We start from the raw sequence: 19,937 nt of genomic DNA, 5'->3' as shown, positions 1-19,937 counted from the left end.
AGGCTCAGAGCTTGCGGAAGACGGTCACGACCTTCCCGAGGATCGTCGCGTGCTCTCCGGGGATGGGACGGAACGAGGGGTTGTGGGGCAGGAGCCAGACCCCGGTCGAATCCCTGCGGAACGTCTTGACCGTGGCCTCGCCGTCGATCATCGCCGCCACGATCTCGCCGTTGTCGGCGACATTCTGCCGACGGACCACCACATAGTCGCCGTCACAGATCGCGGCGTCGATCATCGATTCGCCAACAACCCTGAGCATGAACAGGTCTCCTGATCCCACCAGGTCGGAGGGCAGGGGGAATACCTCCTCCACAGCCTGCTCGGCGAGGATCGGACCGCCGGCCGCGATCCGCCCCAGGACCGGGACGTAGACCGGTTCGACGGCTCCGCCGGGCCGTACGTCCTCCTGCGCGGGTGCACGTCGCCCCCGCGATCGCTGACCGGGGACGCCGTGGACGTCGACCGCCCGCGGCTTGTGGGGGTCGCGGGTCAGGAAGCCCTTCTTCTCCAGGGTCCGCAGCTGATGGGCCACGGAGGAGGTGGACTGTAGGCCGACCGCATCACCGATCTCCCGGATGCTCGGCGGATAACCCCTCTCCTTGACGGTGTCGTGGATGTGCAACAGCACGCTCTTCTGGCGTGTCGTCAGGGCCTCGAAGTCTGGTTTGGGCATGCGGCGGTCCCTTCAGCGAATGGGTGTTCGACGTCTCTTTCTGTGTACACCCTACGTCGGACCGGGCGGGGGCGCCACACAGGTGTTCGAAGAATTCGCGCGCAGGTGTCGACTCTGTCGGACCCGCGTGATACAACTCTAGGCACGTTCGGGTTCGAACAGATGTGCACAAGTAGTCACACGAGTGTGCGAATCCGGTTCGCACGGAGTATCGAGTGGGGAGTGGTCATGACCGTCCTGGAAATGCAGCAACGATCGCGTCCGTCCATCCCGTGGACGGAGGTGTGTGCGACCGCGCACGACCGGTTCGATTCACCCAGGGAGGGGACGCGCGTCCCTGCCGAGGTCCCGTCCGTCACCCGCACCCTCGACCGTGGCCGGAAGGTGCCCACGCGGTCGGTGGCACCCGGTCGCCGGGTGAGCGTGCGGACGGCGTCCACGGGTCAGGTCAGGGCGTGCGGGGTGGAGGCGAGACCGGCTGCACCGGTGGTGGACGACGTGCCGACCTGGGCGCTGGTGGTCGGCGGCATCGTCTTCGGAATCCTGATGCTGTTGGCGTTGGCCCTCGTGGGCGGGCCCGCCTACGCGTGACCCACGGCATCGCCTTCTAGAATGGTCCCGGGACGGCGGCCCGTCGCCCTCGCACCGCTGTCGGCTCCGGCCGGTGGACCGGTTCGAACCAGGTCGACGAATGGCGAAGCTGGAATGTACTGCCCCATATGTCACCACGAGGACTCTCGGGTGATCGATTCGCGGTCGGTCGACGAGGGGCAGGCGATACGGCGTCGACGCGAGTGCCCCGAATGCGGACACCGGTTCACCACCCTTGAGACACCGCTGTTGACCGTCCTCAAACGCAACGGCGTGACGGAACGTTTCAGTCGGGACAAAGTGGTCCGCGGCGTGCGCCGCGCCTGCCAGGGGAGGTCGGTCGACGAGGACGCGCTCCGGCGGCTCGCTCAGCAGGTCGAGGATGCGGTCAGGGCCGGCGGGGCGTCCGAGGTTCCCGCTCATGAGATCGGACTGGCCATCCTGGGACCTCTCCAGGATCTCGACGAGGTCGCCTATCTGCGCTTCGCCTCCGTGTACAAGCAGTTCAGTTCCGCAGCAGACTTCGAGCGCGAGATCATCGCACTCAGAGAGCGCCACGCCGCTCACCGGTGAGCGAGGGTTCTTCGTCGTAGCGACGAGCGCGGGCCCGCCGCGCTGAGCCCCGTTCCGCGGCAGTGATCTACTCTCAGACCATGCTCCGGGTGGTTGCGAGCGCGTCACTGTTGGTGCCGTTCGTCGTGAGCGCCTGGCTGGTCATCGGGCCTCACCACCCGGTATTCCCGTGGGCGTTCTCGGCCGGTGTCCTCGGGATCCTGGGCGTTATGGGCCCCGTGCCCGAAGCGATGATCCCGAGGTGGGTGACCGCTACAACGCAGCGGACGATTCACCGCGCCCGCTTGTTCGGTATCCCCTCCGTACTCCGTGCGCTGGATCGGGTCGGATGGAATCGCGCTCTCGGGCGACGCGTCAACTCGTGCCATGGTCGGACTGGGCTGGTGGAGATTCGCGCCAGGGCCACGCAGAGCCTGGTCGCCCACGGGGTGGGCGCGGGGATCCACGCCGCGGTGGCCATCCCACTCGTGTTCGCCGGCGCCTGGCGGAGCGCGGTGATCGTGGTGGTACTCGGCATCGGCGTGCACCTTGTGCCCGTCGCGATGCAACGGTACGTGCTGGCGAGGGTGGATCGGGTGGACCGAGTGATTCAGGCCCGCGGGGCTGGGCGAACCCCGGATTCGTGAGCGAGAGGTAGCGAGGCGGGCGTCGTGGGCTCACCTCCCGGTCCGGCGGGAGAGAGCGGCGGTCACCGCCTTCTCGATCCTCTCGGCGGAGACAGGGCGCGAGGTGCCCAGGGACTGTGCGAAGAGTCCGACGCGATACTCCGCCAGCATCCATCGCAGATCCCGGGACGTCCTCGCCCCACCCGGTCGCCCGCGCAGTGCCGCCGTCGCCTGTGCCACGGTCGCCTCCGACTCCTTGAGCCGTGCGGTGAGCTCCCGATACCTCGCCGGTGACTTCTCCGCCAGGTCGAGCCTGAGGTCGATCGCTCTCACATGACGCTCCAGTTGCGGCAGGACCTCGACGGGGTGACGCGCGAGGAATCCCTTGCCCACGAGGAAGTCCAGCGCGGGTCGGACGTCGTCTGCGACGTCACGCGGGGCCTGCTCCAACCGCGCCGTCACCGATCGCGCGGCGACCAGCGCCGGGAGAGCGGCGGTGATCGACGCCGAGACGGCGCCCGGCGCTTCGGCCCTGGCCCGCGCACGCAGCTCCTCGAACTCCTGCACGGTGAGTACCGGCACCCCCTGACGTGTGGCGAGCATCCGTCCACACGCGGCCAGGGCCGCGTCGGAGACCAGTCCGTCGGCACCGCCGTGGGGATACTGGGTGAGCGCGAGGCGCTGCTCCACCGGACGGCCCCGGAGTATCGCCGCCGCGGTGATCACATCCTTCGAGATCATCGTCAACACGGCCGCGGCCTGAGCGGCCCTCCTCTCCTCCTCGGTGGCGCACGCGATCCGGTGGAGGCCGTCCGGGCGCACCTGCAGCGCCGGATAGACCGTGACCTCGACACCGTCGACCGTCCCGCTGATCGAGGTCTCCAGGTCCCCGATCGTGTCCGCGGTCCAGGCCCGATGGGGCCCGTCGTCGGGGACGAGTCGCGAGTTGAGCGTGGCTCGGACCTTCTCCACCAGGCGGCTGCGCAGGGCGGCGAGATCGGTACCCGAGGCCACCACCTCGTCGCCGTCGACGACCTCGAAGCGCATGCGCAGATGGCCGGGGAGGTGTTCCGGATGGAATTCGCGGGGATCGACGGTCGTCCCGATCCTGGCCGAGAGCGCCCCGGCGAGAGCCACCGGGAGAGGAGCCGAGCGCGGGGTGAGATCTCCGGCCAGCAGCTGTGCGTATTCGGCGGGAGGGGAGCACAGACGCCGTAGGTACTTGGGCAGAGTTCGCAGCATCTCGGTGTACAACTCCTCCCGAAGGCCGGGGACCAGCCACTCGAAACCGGAGGCCGCGACCGAGGACAATTGGGGGAGAGGGATCCGCACGGTGATGCCATCGGAGTCGACACCAGGGTCGAACGCGTACCTGAGCTCGAAATCCCGCTCACCCTGCTTCCAGATCGGCGGGAACTCGGAGGCGGCCGGAGCGGTGTCCGAGGTGCGGATCCGCTCGGGCGTCAGTCGTAGACGGTCCGGATCCTTGCGGCCCTGCTTCTTCCACCACGACTCCAGGTGGCGCCCGGAGGTGATGTCGGTGGGGAGTCGCTCGAGGTAGAACTCGACCACCGCGTCGTCATCGATGACCAGGCCCCGGCGCCTGCTCCGGGTCTCCAGTTCGCGCGCCTGCTCCACCGCCGCGGCGTTCTCGGTGATCACCGGGATGCGGGTTGACCACCGGCCCTCCACGATGCCGTGCCGGACCAGCATCTCCCGGGCGAGCGGTGCATCGACCCGGGACAGGAGGATGCGGCGCGATTCGACGACGGGCAGACCCAGGAGGAGAACCTTCTCGTAGGCCATCGCGGCGCCCTGGGCGTCGGACCAGTACGGCTCGGAGTACTGGGACCGGACCAGGTGAGCCCCGAGGGTTTCGATCCACGCCGGGTCGATGCGCGCGACATCACGGGCCCACAGCCTGGACGTCTCCACCAGCTCGGAGGCCATGACCCAGCGCGGTGGTCTGCGGGCGAGATCGGAACCGGGGAACACCTGGAAGCGGATGCCGCGGGTGCCGCGGAACTCCCTGGTGTCCTCGTCTTTCATCCCGACGTTGGTAAGCAGGCCGGACAGGATCGCCTTGTGGAGGTCGTCCTCGGCGGCGTGGCCGGACGGCGGATGCCAACCCCGGTCCCGGCACATGCTGGTCAACTGGGCGGTGAGGTCTTGCCATTCCCGGATCCGCAACCAGTGCAGATACTCGGCCTTGCACATCTTGCGGAACGCGCTGCCAGAGAGTTCGCGGCGCTGTTCCGTGAGGTAGCGCCACAGGTTGAGGTAACCCAGGAAGTCCGAGGACTTGTCGGCGAACCGACGGTGGAACTGGTCCGCCTTATCTCGGTCCTCGGCGGGTCGCTCCCGCACGTCCTGAACCGTCAGCGCCGCCACCACCACCAGGACGTCCCCCAGCGCGCGGTTGCGGTGGCCCTCCACCACCATCCGCGCCAGACGGGGATCGAGGGGGAGGGACGCCATGTCGCGACCCACCCTCGTCAGGTGCGGGCGCCCGTCGTCGTCGATCCGGAGCGCACCGAGTTCGGTGAGCAGCGTCATCCCGTCCCGGACGGCCTTGCGGTCGGGTGGTTCGACGAACGGGAAATCGTCCACGGCGCCCAGGTCGAGATCGGCCATCGACAGGATGACCGACGCCAGATTGGTGCGCAGGATCTCCGGGTCGGTGAACTGCGGCCGGGAGTCGAAGTCATCCTCCGAGTACAGGCGGATGCAGATTCCGTCGGCGACGCGGCCACAACGGCCGGCGCGCTGCGCGGCGGAGGCCTGTGAGATGGGTTCGATCGGCAGTCGCTGGACCTTGGTGCGTGTCGAATAGCGGGAGATCCGCGCGAGGCCGGTGTCCACGACGTAGCGGATTCCCGGAACCGTCACCGAGGTCTCCGCGATGTTGGTCGACAGGACGACGCGCCGGGTCGAGTGCTGACGGAACGCCCGTTGCTGCTCGGCGGCGGTGAGCCGGGCGAAGAGAGGGAAGATCTCCGTTGCCTTGAACCTCCGGCCCCGGAGCACCTCCTCGGCGTCGCGGATCTCGCGCTCGCCGGACAGAAACACGAGGACGTCGCCATCCCCTTCGGCGAGGAGTTCGCCCACGGCGTCGGCGAGCGCGTCCAGGGGATCCAGGTCGACGGTGCGGTCCGCGTGGTCGACCCGGAGCGGCCGGTACCGGATCTCCACCGGGAACGTGCGACCGGAGACCTCGATGACAGGGGCGGGCCGGCCCGCCGCATCCGCGAAGTGGCGCGCGAAGCGGTCCGGGTCGATCGTGGCGGAGGTGATGATGACCTTGAGGTCCGGTCGGCGGGGCAGGATCTGCCGGAGGTAGCCCACCAGGAAGTCGATGTTGAGACTGCGCTCGTGCGCCTCGTCGATGATGATCGTGTCGTAGGCGCGCAGCAGCCGGTCCCTCCGGATCTCGGCGAGCAGAATGCCGTCGGTCATGAGTTTGACGGCCGTGTCGGCGCCGGTGCGGTCGTCGAATCGCACGGCGGAACCGACCAGGTGGCCGGGCTCCGCTCCGAGCTCCTGGGCGATGCGTTCGGCGACCGTCCGGGCCGCCAGACGGCGGGGCTGGGTGTGTCCGATCATCCCACGCACGCCTCGGCCGAGTTCCAGACAGATCTTGGGGATCTGGGTGGTCTTGCCGGACCCGGTCTCCCCGGCGATCACCACGACCTGGTGGTCGCGGATCGCCGCCGCGATCTCGTCCTTGCGGGCGCTGACCGGGAGGTGCTCGGGGTACTCCGGTGTCGGGATCGACCCGGCGCGCCGCCGCAGTCGTTCGGCGGCGTCGTCGATCCTCCTGCCCAGGTCGGCCACCTGGTCCGCGCGCGCCTTCCGGATCCTCGACCGGAGCCGGTGGGCGTCGAGGATGCCGACGTCATCGAGTCGGACGAGCAGATCGTGCCGGGCCCGGCGCAGGTCGGGGGCGGGCTCGGAGGACGTCGTCATGGTGTACACCAGCGTATCGCCAACCGGTGACCCCACCGATCCGGGTGTCAGCCCGATGAGCCGTCCCGGCGCGACTGGAGGCGGGTGTAGCGCTGGTGGAGTCGCTCCCGGATCTCGTCGGGCTCGTAGGCCTGCCGCCGGCGTTCGGTCCGCGCGGCGAGGATGCCTGTGGCCGCCACGCCGACCACTCCGGCGGCGCCGACCACCTTGAACCACTGCCGTCCGCGGGGTGCCATGGTCCAAGGGTAGGTCCTACGGCCGCGTCACCTGGCAGGATCGCGGCATGAGCCTCGACACCGTCCCGCTCGCCGCCGCAGCCCACCGCACCCGGACCGGGGACCTCTGGCTCTTCCATGGGCGCACGACCGCCGACAGGCTCATTCAGACCCTGACCAACTCCCCCGTGAACCACGTGGGGGTGGCGGTGGTTCTCGACGATCTACCGCCGCTCCTCTGGCACGCCGAGATGGGTCGCGCGCTGACGGACGTCTGGACGGGTCGCAGGCAACGCGGCGTCCAACTGCACGATCTCGAGGCGGCGGTGCGTCAGTGGACCGGGCCGTACGGACAACGTGCATGGTTCCGGCAGATCAGCCCGGAGACCGGTGAGGCGCAGGAGGACGCGGTACTGGAGACGATCGCCCGCCTGAACGGTGTGTCGTTCCCCTCCGCGGGGCGCCTGACCGCCCGGTGGGCCCGGGGTCGGTGGGCAGCTCGGGGACGGCGCCGATCCGTCCGCGACGCCGGCACGGGGCCCGGGTCCGGAGGGGACGGTGAGGCCGTTGCCCGGGGGAGGCGGGGCATCGGTCTCCCGTGGCGCAGAACCGTCGACACCGGGCCGGTACTGCGCATGGAGGCCGCCTATTGCGCCGAGGTCGTCGGGATGACACTCGAGGCGATGGGCGTCCTGCTGCCGGCCGGTGATGCCAGTTGGTACGACCCCGGACGGTTCTGGAGCGGAGACGCACTGCCCCTCGCGCCGGGGTGGGACTACGGGCGGGAGGTCGCGGTCACCGTTCCCGCAGACGCGGACCGCGGGTACTGACCAGCGCGCTCGGACGCAGCTGCCTGGCGGGACGCTCGAGCGGGAGTCAACGGGTGTCAGCCGCCGAGGATCGCGATGCTCAGATCCTCCTCGGCCGTCTCGGGGGCCACGACGAGCAGTTCGTCACCGGGCTCGAACGGGACGTCGGGTTCGGGAGTGATCACCCTGCCTCCCCGGAGGACGGCCACCAGCGCCGCGTCGCGGGGGAGCCGGACGCGGGAGACGGGCCTGCCCGCGAGGGGGGTCTGGTCCGGCAGCGTCACGCTCACCAGGTTGACACCGCCGCGACGCAGGGTCATCAGCCGCACGACGTCACCGACGGCGACGGCCTCCTCGACCACCGAAACCATGAGCCGGGGCGTCGAGACGGCCACGTCGACCCCCCAGCGGTCGTCGAACAGCCACTCGTTCCGCGGGTCGTTGACGCGGGCGACCACCCGGGGCACGGCGAACTCCGTCTTGGCCAGCAGGCTCACGACCAGGTTCACCTTGTCGTCGCCGGTGGCAGCGACCACCACGTCGGACTCCTCGGCCCGGAGCCGTTCGAGGAAGCTGAGCTCGCACGCGTCCCCCACGAGTTGCCGGGCACCGGTGACCGAGTCGCGGTCGAACACGGCCGGGCGTCGGTCGACGAGCGTCACGTGGTGGTCATTGGCCAGGAGCTCGCGGGCGATGGATCGCCCCACCACGCCTGCGCCGGCCACCAGCACCCGCATGGTGGAGGCATGGAACGTGCGGGTGGAGGCGCGGTCCAACAGGCCCGCGCCGTCCGCGTAGTCGGGGACCGGGTCTCCGCCGACGGGCCGGTCAGTCATCAGTTGGTCCTCGCTTCACGATGTCGTCGAGATCGTCCACCACGGCGGAGGGCACGGCCAGGTGGATCAGGTCCTCCGCCTGCGCGAGAGTGCCGCCATCGGGGACCCGGCATTCGCCGAAACGGGTGAGGGCGACCGCGGTGCCACCGACGGTCCCGGCCAGGGAGGCGAGGGTGGCCCCGACCCACACCGGGGGAGGGACCACCGCGACAAGCGAGACCTCACCGGTCTGATCGCGCCAGACCACCGGGCTCGAACCGGACGTGATGTATCTGATGAGGCGGCCGGTCGCCCAGGGGACCGTCGCGACGGTGGGGATGCCCAACCTCTCGTAGACCTCGGCGCGTCCGGCGTCGTAGATCCTGGCGATCACCCGCTCGACGCCGTAGGTTTCGCGGGCCACCCTCGCGGCGATGATGTTCGAGTTGTCCCCGGAGGAGACCGCCGCGAACGCGTCGGCGCCGTGGAGCCCGGCGTCCACGAGGACCTCGCGGTCGAAGCCGAGTCCGGTGACGGTGCGGCCGCCGAACCGCTCGGGCAACCTTGCGAACGCCGCGGGGTCCCGGTCGATCACGACCACCTCGTGACCGTCCTCGTCGAGTTCGGTCGCCAGCTCCGCCCCGACCCGCCCACAGCCCATGATGATGACCCTCATGGTGAGTACCGCTCCTCACGGTCCGCGACGCGCGGACCCGTGGGATCACGCTACTCCCGTCGGCAGAACTGTCCCTGCGGCACGCGGAGCCCTACGATGTGTCGGTGTCCAGGATCTCCCGGGTGTCCGTCGGAACCAAGCGCCTGTTGCTGGGGCGTCCTTTCCGCAGCGACACCTCAGGGGACTCGCCGTTGCGCAAGCGGATCGCACTGCCGGTCTTCGCCTCGGATGCGTTGTCCTCCGTCGCCTACGCCCCCGAGGAGATCTTCCTCATCCTGTCGTTGGCCGGGATGTCGGCCCTCGTCTTCACCCCGTGGGTCGGCCTCGCGGTGGCGGTCGTCATGGTGGTCGTGATCGCCTGTTATCGACAGAACGTCCGCGCCTATCCGTCCGGCGACGGTGACTACGAGGTCGCCACCGTGAACCTCGGGCCCAACGCCGGACTGGGCGTCGGCGCGGCCCTGCTCATCGACTACGTCCTCACCGTGGCGGTGTCGATCTCGGCGGCGGCCGCCAACATCGGCTCCGCCATCCCGTTCGTCTACTCGAACGAGGTCGTCTTCGCCGTCGTCGCGATCGTCCTGCTCACCGCGATCAACCTCCGGGGCATCCGGGAGTCACGAGCGATGTTCGCGATCCCGGTCTACGCGTTCATGGCGGCCATGACCACACTGGTGGTGTGGGGCTTGTTCCAGGTGGACGTTCTGGATCGTGACCTGAGGGCGGAGTCCGCGGACTTCGAACTCGTCACGCCCGACGGGGTGGCCGTCGCCGGGCTCGCCCTCGCGTTCGTGGTGGCCAAGTCCTTCGCCTCGGGGTGTGCCGCGTTGACCGGAGTGGAAGCCATCCACAACGGCGTACCCGCGTTCCGCAGTCCCCGGGCCCGGAACGCCGCCACGACCCTGGTCATGCTCGGGGTGGTGTCGATCTCGTTCCTGCTCGGTCTGATCGTGTTGGCGAACAAACTCGGGGTCCAGATCGCGGAGGACCCGGCCGCCCAACTGATCGGCGCCCCGGAGGACTATCACCAGAAGACGATGATCGCGCAGCTGGCCGACCCCGTCTTCGCCGGACTCCCGGTCGCCTTCTACGTGATCATGACCATCACCACGCTCATCCTGGTGCTCGCGGCCAATACCGCGTTCAACGGATTCCCCGTGCTCGCCTCGGTCCTCGCGCGGGACAAGTACCTCCCGAGGCAGCTCGCCACGCGCGGCGACCGCCTCGCCTTCTCCAACGGGATCGTCCTGCTCGCCATCGCGGCGATCGTCCTCGTGGTGGCCTTCGACGCCCAGGTCACCGTGCTCATCCAGCTCTACATCGTGGGCGTCTTCGTGGCGTTCACCCTGAGCCAGCTCGGGATGGTCCGTCACTGGACACGGCGACTGGAGAGCGAAGAGGTCCCGGCGGTCCGACGTCGGGTGCAGCGCGCCCGCGCGGTCAACGGGGTCGGCTTCGTGCTCACCTCGGGTGTCCTGGTGATCGTCATGGGCACCAAGTTCTTCGCGGGCGCCTACATCGCGGTGCTGGCGATGCTTGCCGTGTTCGGGGTCATGAAGCTCATCAAGCGGCACTACGAGTCGGTCGCGCGTGAGCTCGAGGACTCCTCCTGGGAGGTCGTGCTCCCGAGCCGCACCCATTGCGTCGTGCTGGTGTCCAAGCTCCACCTGCCCACCCTCCGCGCGCTGGCCTACGCCCGGGCGACCAGACCGGACACCATCGAGGCACTGACGGTGAACATCGAGACCACGGAGACCCGGGTGCTGGTGCGGGAGTGGGAGCGCAGGCGCATCTCCGTACCGCTCAAGGTGGTGGAGTCCCCGTACCGGGAGATCAACCGACCGGTGGTCGACTACGTCAAGCGGCTGCGGGACCAGTCGCCCAGGGACGTGGTGATCGTGTACATCCCGGAGTACGTGGTGGGGCATTGGTGGGAACAGCTGCTGCACAACCAGAGCGCGCTGCGCCTGAAGACCCGTCTGCTATACGAGCGGGGCGTCATGGTGACCAGCGTTCCGTGGCAGCTGTCGTCGTCGGACGGCCGCGCGGAGCAGGCGCGTGACGAACCGATCATCGGGCGCTGGGGCGCGCCGGAGGACCGATGACGCCGGTGACCGGGACCGACTGGACGGGGCGCGTGCTGCGACTGCGCATCGAGGGTCCGGCGCAGGGTGGTGAGTTCGTGGCCCGGCACTCCGGACGAGTGGTGTTCTGCCGCGGCGGGATCACGGGGGAACTGGCCGAGGTGGTGATCGACGACGACCCCGGGCGGGCATTCTGCCGCGGAACCGTGACCCGCGTGCTCGAACCGTCACCCGACCGGATCGACCCCGTCTGTCCGGCGGCGGCGGCCGGTGCAGGGTGTTGCGACTGGAGCCACATCGGCCCGTCGGCCGCCCGGGAGTTCGCGGGAGTCGTCCTGGCCGACCAGGCCCGCCGTATCGGGCGGATCGGGTCGGTTCCGGATCGTGTCGCCGTGGACGTCCCCGCGGGTGACGGTGCGACCACCGGGTGGCGGACGGTGGCCCGGTGGGTGACGGGGGACGACGGCGTGCCGGGCGTCCGACGCGCGCGCTCGCGCGAGGTGGTGACCCGGCCGTGCGTCCAGGCGGACCCGCGGATCGGCGAGGCCATCCGGGCCGCGGGCCTGGGGCCGGGCCGGGAGGTCCTCGGCGTCCTGGGGGACGACGGGCAGGTGCACGTGGCGCACCGCCCGGTCACCGACCCGGTGTCGCGCGGGCGCGACCGCCGGTCCCGGCGGGGCGCGGCGACCCGGGCGCGGGCCAGGGCCTCGCGAGCCGGAGAGTGGGAGCCCGTGGCGGGCGCCCCGACCGTGACCCGGAGGGTGGGGGAGCGCACCTGGCGGTTGCCGGTCGACGCGTTCTGGCAGGCGCACAGATCCGCTGCCGCGCACTACAGCGAACTCGTCCGCACCGCCGTGTCCGGCGCCCCCGCCCTCCCCGGCGACCCGGTGGTCTGGGACCTCTACGGGGGAGCGGGCCTGTTCTCCGCCGCCGTCCTCGACGTGGTCCCCCGGGCCCGCGTAATCGTGGTCGAATCCTCGCCCGCCTCCCTCGAGGCCGTGGGATCGGCTCTCGGGATCGGCCCCGCGGTCGTCCCGGTGGCGTCGAGGGTGGAGCCGTTCCTGGAGCGGTCGAGCGGTTCCGGCGATCGCGGCGACGAACCCGACCTCGTGATCCTGGACCCGCCGAGAGGCGGCGCGGGAATCGAGGTGATGGCCACGCTCGCTCGTGGTACGGCGTCCCGCATCGTCCATGTGGGGTGCGACCCGGCCAGCCTCGCGCGCGATGTCGGGGTGCTCGTGTCAGCCGGTTGGACACTCGCGGGGATCCGCGGTGTCGCGGCGTTCCCCGCGACACACCACGTGGAGGGCCTCGCCGTCCTCGACTCACCGCGGGTGCGCTGATCCCGGTGAGCCGGGGCCGGTCGGCCGGCGGCGGGCGCGAAGACCGTTTCCCCGTAGACTGTGGGTTCGACCCTGCGGGGTGCGGCAAGGGAAGGGGCAGTCGACGGCAATGAGTGTGCTCGATCAGGTGAACGGCCCCTCCGACCTCCGTGCACTCGGATCCGACGAGCTGGTCCGGCTCTGCGGTGAGATCAGGGAGTTCCTCATCCGCAAGGTGTCCGCGACAGGTGGGCACCTCGGCCCCAATCTCGGCGTGGTGGAACTGACGGTCGCGCTACACCGCGTGTTCGACTCCCCGCGGGACCCCATCGTCTTCGACACCGGGCACCAGTCGTACGTCCACAAGATCGTCACGGGTCGGAAGGACCAGTTCGACGGTCTTAGGACGCGCGGGGGTCTGTCCGGCTATCCGTGCCGTGCGGAGAGTGAACACGACATCGTCGAGTCCTCGCACGCGACCTCGTCGCTCTCGTACGCCGACGGACTCGCCAAGGCGTACTCCCTCAGCGGCCAGAACGACCGGACCGTCGTCGCGGTGATCGGCGACGGGGCGATGACAGGGGGCATGGCCTGGGAGGCGCTGAACAACATCGCCGCCGGCAAGGACCGGCCCATGGTGATCGTCGTCAACGACAACGGCCGGTCGTACTCGCCCACGATCGGCGGACTGGCCGAACGGCTCGGGGTCCTGCGTCTCCAGCCCGCGTACGAGAAGGCGATGGACCACACCAAGCGCACTCTGGGCGCCCGAAAGGACCTCCTCGGCAAGGCCGTGTACTCGATCCTGCACGGGATCAAGACGGGACTCAAGGACGTGGTCTCACCGCAGGAGTTGTTCGCCGACCTGGGTCTGAAGTACATGGGGCCCGTCGACGGGCACAATCTGGCCGCCACCGAATCGGCGTTGCGGTTGGCCAAGGACTTCGGCGGGCCGGTGGTCGTCCACGTGGTGACCCGCAAGGGCATGGGCTACGTCCACGCGGAGAACAACGTCGCCGACCAGATGCACGCGACCGGGGTCATCGACCCCGACACCGGCCGCCCGCTCTCGTCGTCGTCGTCAGTGGACTGGACGTCGGTCTTCTCCGAGGAGCTGTGCGAGATCGGGGCGCAGCGAGACGACGTGGTGGCCATCACCGCGGCCATGGCCGGACCGACGGGGCTGACCGCCTTCGGCGACCGGTTCCCGGATCGCATGTTCGACGTGGGCATCGCAGAGCAGCACGCGGTGGCCTCGGCCGCCGGACTCGCGCTGGGTGGGCTGCACCCCGTGGTGGCCGTCTACTCCACGTTCCTCAACCGGGCGTTCGACCAGCTGCTGATGGACGTCGCCCTTCTCGGGCTACCGGTCACCCTGGTACTCGATCGCTCCGGGGTGACCGGCCCCGACGGCGCCAGCCACAACGGGATGTGGGACCTGTCCCTGGCGGGGATCGTCCCGGGCGTCCGGGTGGCCGCACCGCGCGATGCCGAGACCCTCCGCGCGGAACTCCGTGAAGCCGTGGCGGTGACGGACGGCCCGACCGTGGTGCGCTTCCCCAAGGGGTCCGTCGGTGAGCCCCTTCCGTCGTTGGAGACATCGTCGGACGGCGTTGACCGGGTGTTCGGGACCGGGGACGCCGACATCCTGGTGGTCGCGGTCGGGTCGATGGTCGCGCCGTCGATGGCGGCGGCACGGGAACTGCGGGCCGAGGGGGTATCGGTCGACGTGGTCGATCCGCGCTGGGTCTATCCCGTCCCGCAGTCGATCGTCGACTCCGCCCGTGGTCGCCGGCTCGTGGTGACGGTCGAGGACAACGGGATTCACGGCGGCGTCGGTTCGGCGGTCTCGGCGGTGCTGGAGCGCGCGGGGGTCGGTGTTGATCGACTGACCCTCGGCCTTCCGCAGGAGTTCCTCGATCACGCCTCCCGGGGCGAGATCCTCTCCGACACGGGGTTGACCGCGGAGGGGATCGCCGACGGTATCCGCCGTCGCCTCTACGACCGCGTCGAGAGCTGAGGGACGGCGGTCTCAGCCGTCCGCTCTGAACCGGCGCACCGCCTCGAGCAACGGCGCCTGCGTCAGGTCGATCTGCCATCGGCGGGCACCCTCGTCCCCGAGGACCCGGTGGAGCAGCTCCGCGTCGTCGGCGGGGTCGGTGGTGGCCGCCCGCCACGCCCACAGCCGGAGCGACGACGGCTTGAGCAGCAGGCCCTGGTCGATACCGAGCTCCCGGGCGAGCGAACCGATCGCCTCGCGAGCGATGTCCAGCAGAGCGGCCGCCTCCGGGTCCGTGCGCTTCCACGTGGTGTGCGGAGGATGCTCGCCGCGTGGCGCCTGACGGGCGGGTAGGTCGCCACGCCCGAGTTCGGCGGCCCACTCCAACGCGGCCAGCCAGTCGTCGGCCAGTCGTCTGCGATGCGGACCCTCGAAACCCTCGATCGCCAGGAGGTCCGACCGGTTCGTCGGCGCGGTCCGGGCCGCCTCGATGATCGCCGCGTCCGTGAGCAGTCTCTTGGGGGCGATGTCCCGCTCTGCCGCCACCCGGTCACGCGCCATCCACAACTCCCGCGCGCGGGCGAGCTGGCGGGCGTCGCGAAGTGTGCTCAGGCGGTCCAGTCGACGCCAGGGGTCCGGCGCGGTCGGAACCGGACCGGAGTCCACGAGGTGTCGACATTCCGCGTCGAACCAGTCACGCCGACCGAGCTCGTCGAGGCGGGGGAGCACCGCCTCCGCGAGGTCGTGGAGGAACAGCACGTCGTAGGCGGCGTAGTCGAGCCACGCCGGTGGCAGCGGGCGACGGGACCAATCCGCCGCCGAGTGCGCTTTGGCCAGCCCGATCCCCAGGTACTCGGAGATCATCGTGCCCAGGTTCACCCGCTCCAACCCGAGGAATCGCCCGGCGAGTTCGGTGTCGATGACAGCGCTCGGGCTGATCCCGAGTCCACGGAGTGACGGGAGGTCCTGGCTCGCGGCGTGCAGGAGCAGGGGGCGCTCGGAGAGGAGGCCGGCGAGCGGTCCGACCGTCCGGCCCGGTGTCTCGGGGTCGACCAGTAGCGCCGGCCCATCGGCCGGACGCAGCTGCAGCAGGAAGGCGCGCTCGGAGTAGCGGATCCCTGACGCGCGTTCGACGTCCACCGCCACCGGCCCGGCGGAGGACGTGATGACGGAGGCGACCGCCCGGAGGCCGGGGGCGTCGTCGACGAAGTCGTACTCGGCCGGGGGCGGTGGGGCCCCGGGCGGGGTCTGGCCGCGACGTCGGCCGCTCACGCCCGACGGGGTAGGGACGTCACGCCGACCGGCGGGAGTCCGGCGGCGAGCGAGAGGGTCTTGCAGAACGCGGCCGCGTGGCCGGTCAGGTCGGGGTCGAGTGCGGTCCACGACGCGCGCAGCTCGAGCTGATGGGCCTGCGGTGGCCCGGAGATGTCGCCGTAGCGCACCGAGGCGGTACTGGTGACTGTCCCGCCCAGGGACGTGTAAGGTCCGGCGTCCTCCTCCAGGGCCTCGGTGAGCCAGCTCCAGGCGACCCGGGGCAGGAGCGGATCACCGGCGAGCGAGGCCTCCATGTCCGCCTGGATGTAGGCGACCAGTCGGAGGGTGCCGTTCCACGCGTCGTCCCCGGCAGGGTCGTGGAGGAGGATCAGACGGCCGAACGCGTCGCCGTCGGAGAACTCGGGCACATCGTCCCCGCCGGGCGGAATGATCTCCACGCCGAGTGCGTGACTGTACGGCGCCAGTCTCTGAGGCGGACGGATCGGGCCGACGGAGATCTCAGGGCGGACCTCGAGCCGGGACAGCGACTCGACCGCCTCCCGGAAGACCTCGGGCTCGCCGTCATTGACCGATGTGCTCACAGGGCCTCACGCTAGCGACCGGCCGACGGCGGCCCGAGGAGGCGCGCCGTCTGCCACCGGGGTGGGGTGAGGGGCCCCGGTGACGGACTCATGGGACCATGGGGGTGTGCTGAACTCCGATGTGCCCTCGAATCCCAGGTCCGCCGACTCCCGGGGTGCCGGGCCCGCCACGGCTCGACGAGCCGGGACCGGACCCTACCTCGACGAAGTCAGGGGCACCGGCGCCGCCCGCACCCCGGTGTGGTTCATGCGTCAGGCGGGACGCTCGCTCCCCGAGTACCGCGAACTCCGGGCCGGGACCACCATGCTCGAGGCCTGTTTCGATCCCGAGATGACCTGCGAGATCACGGTGCAGCCCGTCAGGCGCCACGGGGTGGACGCCGCCATCTTCTTCTCCGACATCGTCATCCCGCTCGCGGCGGCGGGGGTGGACATCGACATCGTCCCGGGCACCGGGCCGGTGGTCTCCACGCCCATCCGCGACGAGGCCGGGGTCGCCGCCCTGCCCGACCTCACACCGGACCGCCTCGAGAAGATCGGCGAGGCCGTCCGCCTGGTGATCGCCGAGCTCGACCCGCACGTCGCGCTCATCGGATTCGCCGGCGCCCCGTTCACCCTGGCCTCCTACCTCATCGAGGGAGGCCCCAGCCGCAACCACGAGCACACCAAGTCCCTGATGTACTCCCGACCCGACGTCTGGCACGCGCTGATGTCCAAGTTGGCCGATCTGACCACGGTGTTCCTGCGTACCCAGATCGACGCCGGTGTGGACGCGGTGCAGCTGTTCGACTCATGGGCGGGGGCGCTGAGCCTGCGCGACTATCGTTCGATGGTGCTGCCGCATTCGGCCGGGATCTTCTCGGACGAGGTGATCTCCACCGTTCCCCGGACGCACTTCGGGGTGGGCACCGGGGAGCTCCTCGGCGCCATGGGGGAGGCCGGTCCGGAGGTGGTCGGGGTGGACTGGCGGATCCCGCTGGACGACGCCGCCGGGCGGGTGCCGGGGAAGGTGCTCCAGGGCAACCTCGACCCCGCCATGCTGTTCGCCGATCGTCCCGCCCTGGACTCCGAGGTCCGCCGGATCCTCGACGAGGGTTCGCGCGCGCGTGAGCTCGGAGCCCGCGGCCACGTGTTCAACCTGGGGCACGGGGTCCTGCCCGCCACCGACCCGGGCGCCGTGACCCATGTGGTGGAGCTGGTCCACGAACTGAGCGGGAAGTAGGGGTGGCGCCTCGAGTCGCAGTGGTCGGTGGTGGCCTGAGCGGCCTGACCGCCGCCTATCAGCTCGCCCTCGACCTTCCTGACGCCCGGATCACGGTGCTCGAGGCGTCCGACATCCCGGGCGGGGCGCTGCACACGGTCGACTTCCCGTCCGGGCCCATGGAGCTCGGGGCCGAGGCCTTCATCGGCCGTCGCCCGGAAGCATCCGAACTCGTCGCCGAGCTGGGCCTGACCGACGCCCTGCGCCATCCCGGCCCGCTCGGCCCGGCGATCCTCACCGGCGGCCGGCTGGTCCCGATGCCGCCCGGCACCGTCATGGGGCTGCCGTCCGACGTGACCGCCCTGACCGGCGTCCTGACCCCCGCGGAGTCGGACGCCGCCGCCCGCGAGAGGGACACACCACTGGAGTGGGAGCCAGGCGGCGACGTCTCGCTGGGCCGCCTGGTCGCCGAGAGGTTCGGAGACGCGGTGGTCTCGCGACTCGTCGACCCCATGCTCGGCGGCGTGTACGCGGCGCCCAGTTCGGGGCTCGGCCTGCGCCAGGTGGTCCCCGGACTCGCCGAGGTGTTGGACCGGGGTGCCCCGACGCTGACCGACGCTGTAGGTCAGCTCGTGGGTGACCGCGTCCCGGGACCCGTGTTCGCCACCCTGAACGGTGGATACAGGACACTCGTGGGGTCGCTGATCGAGGCCTCGGGGGCGCGCGTGCGCACCCAGGCCGCCTGCACCGCCCTCCATCGGGAAGAGACCGGCTACACCCTGACCGTCACCGGCGCACGCGGGTCATGGGTCGAGGAGGCCGACCTCGTCGTCGTCGCCGTCCCCGTCCCCCACGCCGCGCCGCTCCTGGCCGCGGCCGGTGGAGTGGACGACGCGGTGACCGGCCTGGCCGGCATCCGGACGGCCTCGTCCGCGGTGGTGGCGATGGAGGTGGACAGGGGGCTGGACCTGCCCGAGCTGTCCGGAGTGTTGGTGGCCACCGACGAGCCGGTGCCGTTCAAGGCGATGACCTTCACCAGTCGCAAGTGGCCCCATCTCGACACCCGGCCCGGCCACCTGGTGCGGGTGTCGTTCGGGCGACTGGACGACGACGAGGTGCTCCTCGCCGACGACATCGCGCTCGCCCGGATGGCTGAATCCGCCCTGGCCGGCGTGTGCGGATCCGCGCCGAGGATCCTGCATTCCCGCGTCCGGCGCTGGGAGGACTCCCTCGCGGAGATCGGGCCGGCGCACGCCGACCGGATCGCGGACGTGCGGGCCGGACTGGCGGACCGGCTCCCCGGGGTGGAGGTGGTCGGAGGGGCGACCGAGGGGGTCGGTGTGCCCGCGTGCATCGGTTCCGCTCGGGCCGCGGCCCGGCGGCTGGCGGCAGGGTGGCAGGATTGAGACATGGCACGCCTCGACTACAAGAAGCTCAACTCGACCCTCCGGTACCTCATGTTCTCGGTCTTCACCGTGACCCCCGGGAAGCTGGGGGAGGACCGGGCCGCGGTCACCGCTGACCTCGAGCGGTTCCTCGCGCGGTTCGACGACACGGACGTGGTGGTCCGCGGGCTCTACGACGTCTCGGGGTTGCGGGCCGAGGCCGACTTCATGATCTGGACCCACGCCGAGCACATGGAGGATCTCCAGCGGTTCTACAACGAGTTCCGGCGCACCACCATCCTGGGTCGGGCCAGCACCGCCTACTGGTCCAACACCGCCCTGCACCGGCCCGCGGAGTTCAACAAGAGCCACATCCCGGCCTTCCTCGCCGAGGAGGAACCGGGCGCGTACATCTCCGTGTACCCGTTCGTCCGGTCCTACGAGTGGTACCTGCTCCCCGACGAGGAGCGTCGCCGCATCCTCGCCGAGCACGGGCGCGCCGCCCGCGAATACCCGGACGTCCGCGCCAACACCGTGCCGTCCTTCTCGCTCGGCGACTACGAATGGCTCCTGGCCTTCGAGGCCCCGCAACTGGATCGGATCGTCGACCTCATGCGCGTCATGCGCAGCACCGAGGCGCGCCGTCACGTGCGCGAGGAGATCCCGTTCTTCACCGGTCCCCGGGTCAGCGCCGAGCAGCTCGCCACCTCGATGCCCTGATCAGTCCTCGGCGGGTTCGAGGGTCATGCTCACCGAGTTGATGCAGTACCTCAGATCGGTGGGGGTGGGGTAGCCCTCGCCCGAGAAGACATGCCCCAGGTGGCCGTGGCAGTTCGCGCACAACACCTCGGTCCGGGTCATCCCGAGGGAGGTGTCCGTCCGCTCGATGACGGCCCCGCCGGCCAACGGCGTGAAGAACGAGGGCCAGCCGCAGTGGGAGTCGAACTTGGCGTCGCTGCGGAACAGCTCGGCCCCGCAGCCACGGCACCGGTAGACCCCTTCGGTCTTGGTGTCGGTGTACTCGCCGGTGTACGGCCGCTCGGTGCCCGCCCGGCGCAGGACCTGGTACTCCTCCGGGGTCAGCCTGCGGCGCCACTCGGCGTCATCGAGGGTGAAGGAGGGGTGCGGGGTGTTGGAGGGGGTGTCGGTGCGCTCACTCATGCCCGC

The 19,937-nt window shown here is 70.5% G+C and carries 18 protein-coding genes; 10 read left to right on the top strand and 8 right to left on the bottom strand.

Annotation, left to right across the window (positions count from 1 at the left end):
• Positions 1-4: 4 nt before the first annotated feature.
• Positions 5-673, bottom strand: coding sequence for a transcriptional repressor LexA (gene lexA / locus CT688_RS08760; RefSeq protein WP_017836910.1), 669 nt, complete (start codon positions 671-673; stop codon positions 5-7).
• A 228-nt stretch (positions 674-901) separates the two neighbouring features.
• Here lexA and CT688_RS08755 point away from each other — a divergent pair, with 228 nt between their 5' ends.
• The 3 genes from CT688_RS08755 (at position 902) to CT688_RS08745 (ending at position 2,463) form a co-directional block, all read left to right on the top strand.
• Entirely contained in the window at positions 902-1,264 is a 363-nt protein-coding gene (locus CT688_RS08755; protein ID WP_156607182.1) for a hypothetical protein, read from the top strand.
• A gap of 114 nt (positions 1,265-1,378) precedes the next feature.
• Positions 1,379-1,837, top strand: a complete 459-nt coding sequence (nrdR, locus tag CT688_RS08750) for a transcriptional regulator NrdR (protein WP_107756583.1) — start codon at positions 1,379-1,381, stop codon at positions 1,835-1,837.
• Between the two features lie 80 nt (positions 1,838-1,917).
• Entirely contained in the window at positions 1,918-2,463 is a 546-nt protein-coding gene (locus CT688_RS08745) for a hypothetical protein (protein WP_156607180.1), read from the top strand.
• Positions 2,464-2,493: 30 nt separating this feature from the next.
• Here the strand turns inward: CT688_RS08745 and hrpA are convergent, their stop codons facing one another.
• Both hrpA and CT688_RS08735 read right to left on the bottom strand, forming a co-directional pair.
• Positions 2,494-6,408, bottom strand: a complete 3,915-nt coding sequence (gene hrpA, locus CT688_RS08740; RefSeq protein ID WP_107758102.1) for an ATP-dependent RNA helicase HrpA — start codon at positions 6,406-6,408, stop codon at positions 2,494-2,496.
• Positions 6,409-6,455: 47 nt separating this feature from the next.
• Complete coding sequence (locus tag CT688_RS08735; RefSeq protein ID WP_017836905.1) at positions 6,456-6,644, bottom strand: hypothetical protein; 189 nt, start codon at positions 6,642-6,644, stop codon at positions 6,456-6,458.
• A 47-nt stretch (positions 6,645-6,691) separates the two neighbouring features.
• Between CT688_RS08735 and CT688_RS08730 the strand changes: the two genes are divergently transcribed.
• Positions 6,692-7,453, top strand: coding sequence for a hypothetical protein (locus CT688_RS08730; RefSeq protein ID WP_107756581.1), 762 nt, complete (start codon positions 6,692-6,694; stop codon positions 7,451-7,453).
• A gap of 56 nt (positions 7,454-7,509) precedes the next feature.
• On the opposite strand, the gene CT688_RS08725 is transcribed toward CT688_RS08730, so the two are convergent.
• Positions 7,510-8,169, bottom strand: coding sequence for a TrkA family potassium uptake protein (locus tag CT688_RS08725; protein WP_107758101.1), 660 nt, complete (start codon positions 8,167-8,169; stop codon positions 7,510-7,512).
• A gap of 91 nt (positions 8,170-8,260) precedes the next feature.
• Positions 8,261-8,923 (bottom strand): TrkA family potassium uptake protein, encoded by a 663-nt coding sequence (locus CT688_RS08720; protein ID WP_107756580.1) that lies wholly within the window; start codon positions 8,921-8,923, stop codon positions 8,261-8,263.
• Between the two features lie 113 nt (positions 8,924-9,036).
• On the opposite strand from CT688_RS08720, the gene CT688_RS08715 reads away from it, so the two are divergent.
• The 3 genes from CT688_RS08715 (at position 9,037) to dxs (ending at position 14,349) form a co-directional block, all read left to right on the top strand.
• On the top strand, positions 9,037-11,028 hold the full coding sequence (locus CT688_RS08715; RefSeq protein ID WP_107758100.1) for an APC family permease: 1,992 nt from the start codon (positions 9,037-9,039) through the stop codon (positions 11,026-11,028).
• Positions 11,025-12,350, top strand: a complete 1,326-nt coding sequence (locus tag CT688_RS08710; protein ID WP_107756579.1) for a class I SAM-dependent RNA methyltransferase — start codon at positions 11,025-11,027, stop codon at positions 12,348-12,350. The genes CT688_RS08715 and CT688_RS08710 overlap by 4 nt, the downstream gene beginning before the upstream one ends.
• A 109-nt stretch (positions 12,351-12,459) precedes the next feature.
• Positions 12,460-14,349: a 1-deoxy-D-xylulose-5-phosphate synthase gene (gene dxs / locus CT688_RS08705; RefSeq protein ID WP_107756578.1), complete on the top strand. Its 1,890-nt coding sequence runs from the start codon at positions 12,460-12,462 to the stop codon at positions 14,347-14,349.
• A 12-nt stretch (positions 14,350-14,361) separates the two neighbouring features.
• On the opposite strand, the gene CT688_RS08700 is transcribed toward dxs, so the two are convergent.
• Both CT688_RS08700 and CT688_RS08695 read right to left on the bottom strand, forming a co-directional pair.
• The gene (locus CT688_RS08700; protein ID WP_107756577.1) at positions 14,362-15,600 is read right to left on the bottom strand and encodes an HRDC domain-containing protein; all 1,239 of its coding nucleotides are present in this window, start codon (positions 15,598-15,600) and stop codon (positions 14,362-14,364) included.
• Positions 15,597-16,184 carry a DUF3000 domain-containing protein gene (locus CT688_RS08695; RefSeq protein ID WP_107756576.1) on the bottom strand — a complete coding sequence of 196 codons (588 nt, stop codon included), beginning with the start codon at positions 16,182-16,184 and terminating at the stop codon, positions 15,597-15,599. Before CT688_RS08695 ends, CT688_RS08700 begins: the two co-directional genes overlap by 4 nt.
• Positions 16,185-16,290: 106 nt before the next feature.
• Here CT688_RS08695 and hemE point away from each other — a divergent pair, with 106 nt between their 5' ends.
• The 3 genes from hemE to hemQ are packed head-to-tail and all read left to right on the top strand — an operon-like array spanning position 16,291 to position 19,490.
• Positions 16,291-17,406: a uroporphyrinogen decarboxylase gene (hemE, locus tag CT688_RS08690; RefSeq protein ID WP_107756575.1), complete on the top strand. Its 1,116-nt coding sequence runs from the start codon at positions 16,291-16,293 to the stop codon at positions 17,404-17,406.
• 2 nt (positions 17,407-17,408) lie between these two features.
• Positions 17,409-18,791, top strand: coding sequence for an FAD-dependent oxidoreductase (locus CT688_RS08685; RefSeq protein ID WP_107756574.1), 1,383 nt, complete (start codon positions 17,409-17,411; stop codon positions 18,789-18,791).
• A gap of 3 nt (positions 18,792-18,794) precedes the next feature.
• On the top strand, positions 18,795-19,490 hold the full coding sequence (hemQ, locus tag CT688_RS08680; protein ID WP_107756573.1) for a hydrogen peroxide-dependent heme synthase: 696 nt from the start codon (positions 18,795-18,797) through the stop codon (positions 19,488-19,490).
• On the opposite strand, the gene msrB is transcribed toward hemQ, so the two are convergent.
• On the bottom strand, positions 19,491-19,931 hold the full coding sequence (gene msrB, locus CT688_RS08675; protein WP_107756572.1) for a peptide-methionine (R)-S-oxide reductase MsrB: 441 nt from the start codon (positions 19,929-19,931) through the stop codon (positions 19,491-19,493).
• Positions 19,932-19,937 lie beyond the last annotated feature (6 nt).

Origin of the sequence: Dietzia sp. JS16-p6b (assembly GCF_003052165.1) — a bacterium.
In the GTDB taxonomy this organism is placed as follows: domain Bacteria; phylum Actinomycetota; class Actinomycetes; order Mycobacteriales; family Mycobacteriaceae; genus Dietzia.
Note: the sequence above shows the minus strand (reverse complement) of the source record. Positions and strands in the feature narration are given on the sequence as shown.

Excerpts from the sequence above, each read along its gene's own strand:
- lexA (WP_017836910.1), bottom strand. The coding sequence starts at position 673 with ATGCCCAAACCAGACTTCGAGGCCCTGACGACACGCCAGAAGAGCGTG.
- CT688_RS08755 (WP_156607182.1), top strand. The coding sequence starts at position 902 with ATGACCGTCCTGGAAATGCAGCAACGATCGCGTCCGTCCATCCCGTGG.
- nrdR (WP_107756583.1), top strand. The coding sequence starts at position 1,379 with ATGTACTGCCCCATATGTCACCACGAGGACTCTCGGGTGATCGATTCG.
- CT688_RS08745 (WP_156607180.1), top strand. The coding sequence starts at position 1,918 with ATGCTCCGGGTGGTTGCGAGCGCGTCACTGTTGGTGCCGTTCGTCGTG.
- hrpA (WP_107758102.1), bottom strand. The coding sequence starts at position 6,408 with ATGACGACGTCCTCCGAGCCCGCCCCCGACCTGCGCCGGGCCCGGCAC.
- CT688_RS08735 (WP_017836905.1), bottom strand. The coding sequence starts at position 6,644 with ATGGCACCCCGCGGACGGCAGTGGTTCAAGGTGGTCGGCGCCGCCGGA.
- CT688_RS08730 (WP_107756581.1), top strand. The coding sequence starts at position 6,692 with ATGAGCCTCGACACCGTCCCGCTCGCCGCCGCAGCCCACCGCACCCGG.
- CT688_RS08725 (WP_107758101.1), bottom strand. The coding sequence starts at position 8,169 with ATGCGGGTGCTGGTGGCCGGCGCAGGCGTGGTGGGGCGATCCATCGCC.
- CT688_RS08720 (WP_107756580.1), bottom strand. The coding sequence starts at position 8,923 with ATGAGGGTCATCATCATGGGCTGTGGGCGGGTCGGGGCGGAGCTGGCG.
- CT688_RS08710 (WP_107756579.1), top strand. The coding sequence starts at position 11,025 with ATGACGCCGGTGACCGGGACCGACTGGACGGGGCGCGTGCTGCGACTG.
- dxs (WP_107756578.1), top strand. The coding sequence starts at position 12,460 with ATGAGTGTGCTCGATCAGGTGAACGGCCCCTCCGACCTCCGTGCACTC.
- hemQ (WP_107756573.1), top strand. The coding sequence starts at position 18,795 with ATGGCACGCCTCGACTACAAGAAGCTCAACTCGACCCTCCGGTACCTC.
- msrB (WP_107756572.1), bottom strand. The coding sequence starts at position 19,931 with ATGAGTGAGCGCACCGACACCCCCTCCAACACCCCGCACCCCTCCTTC.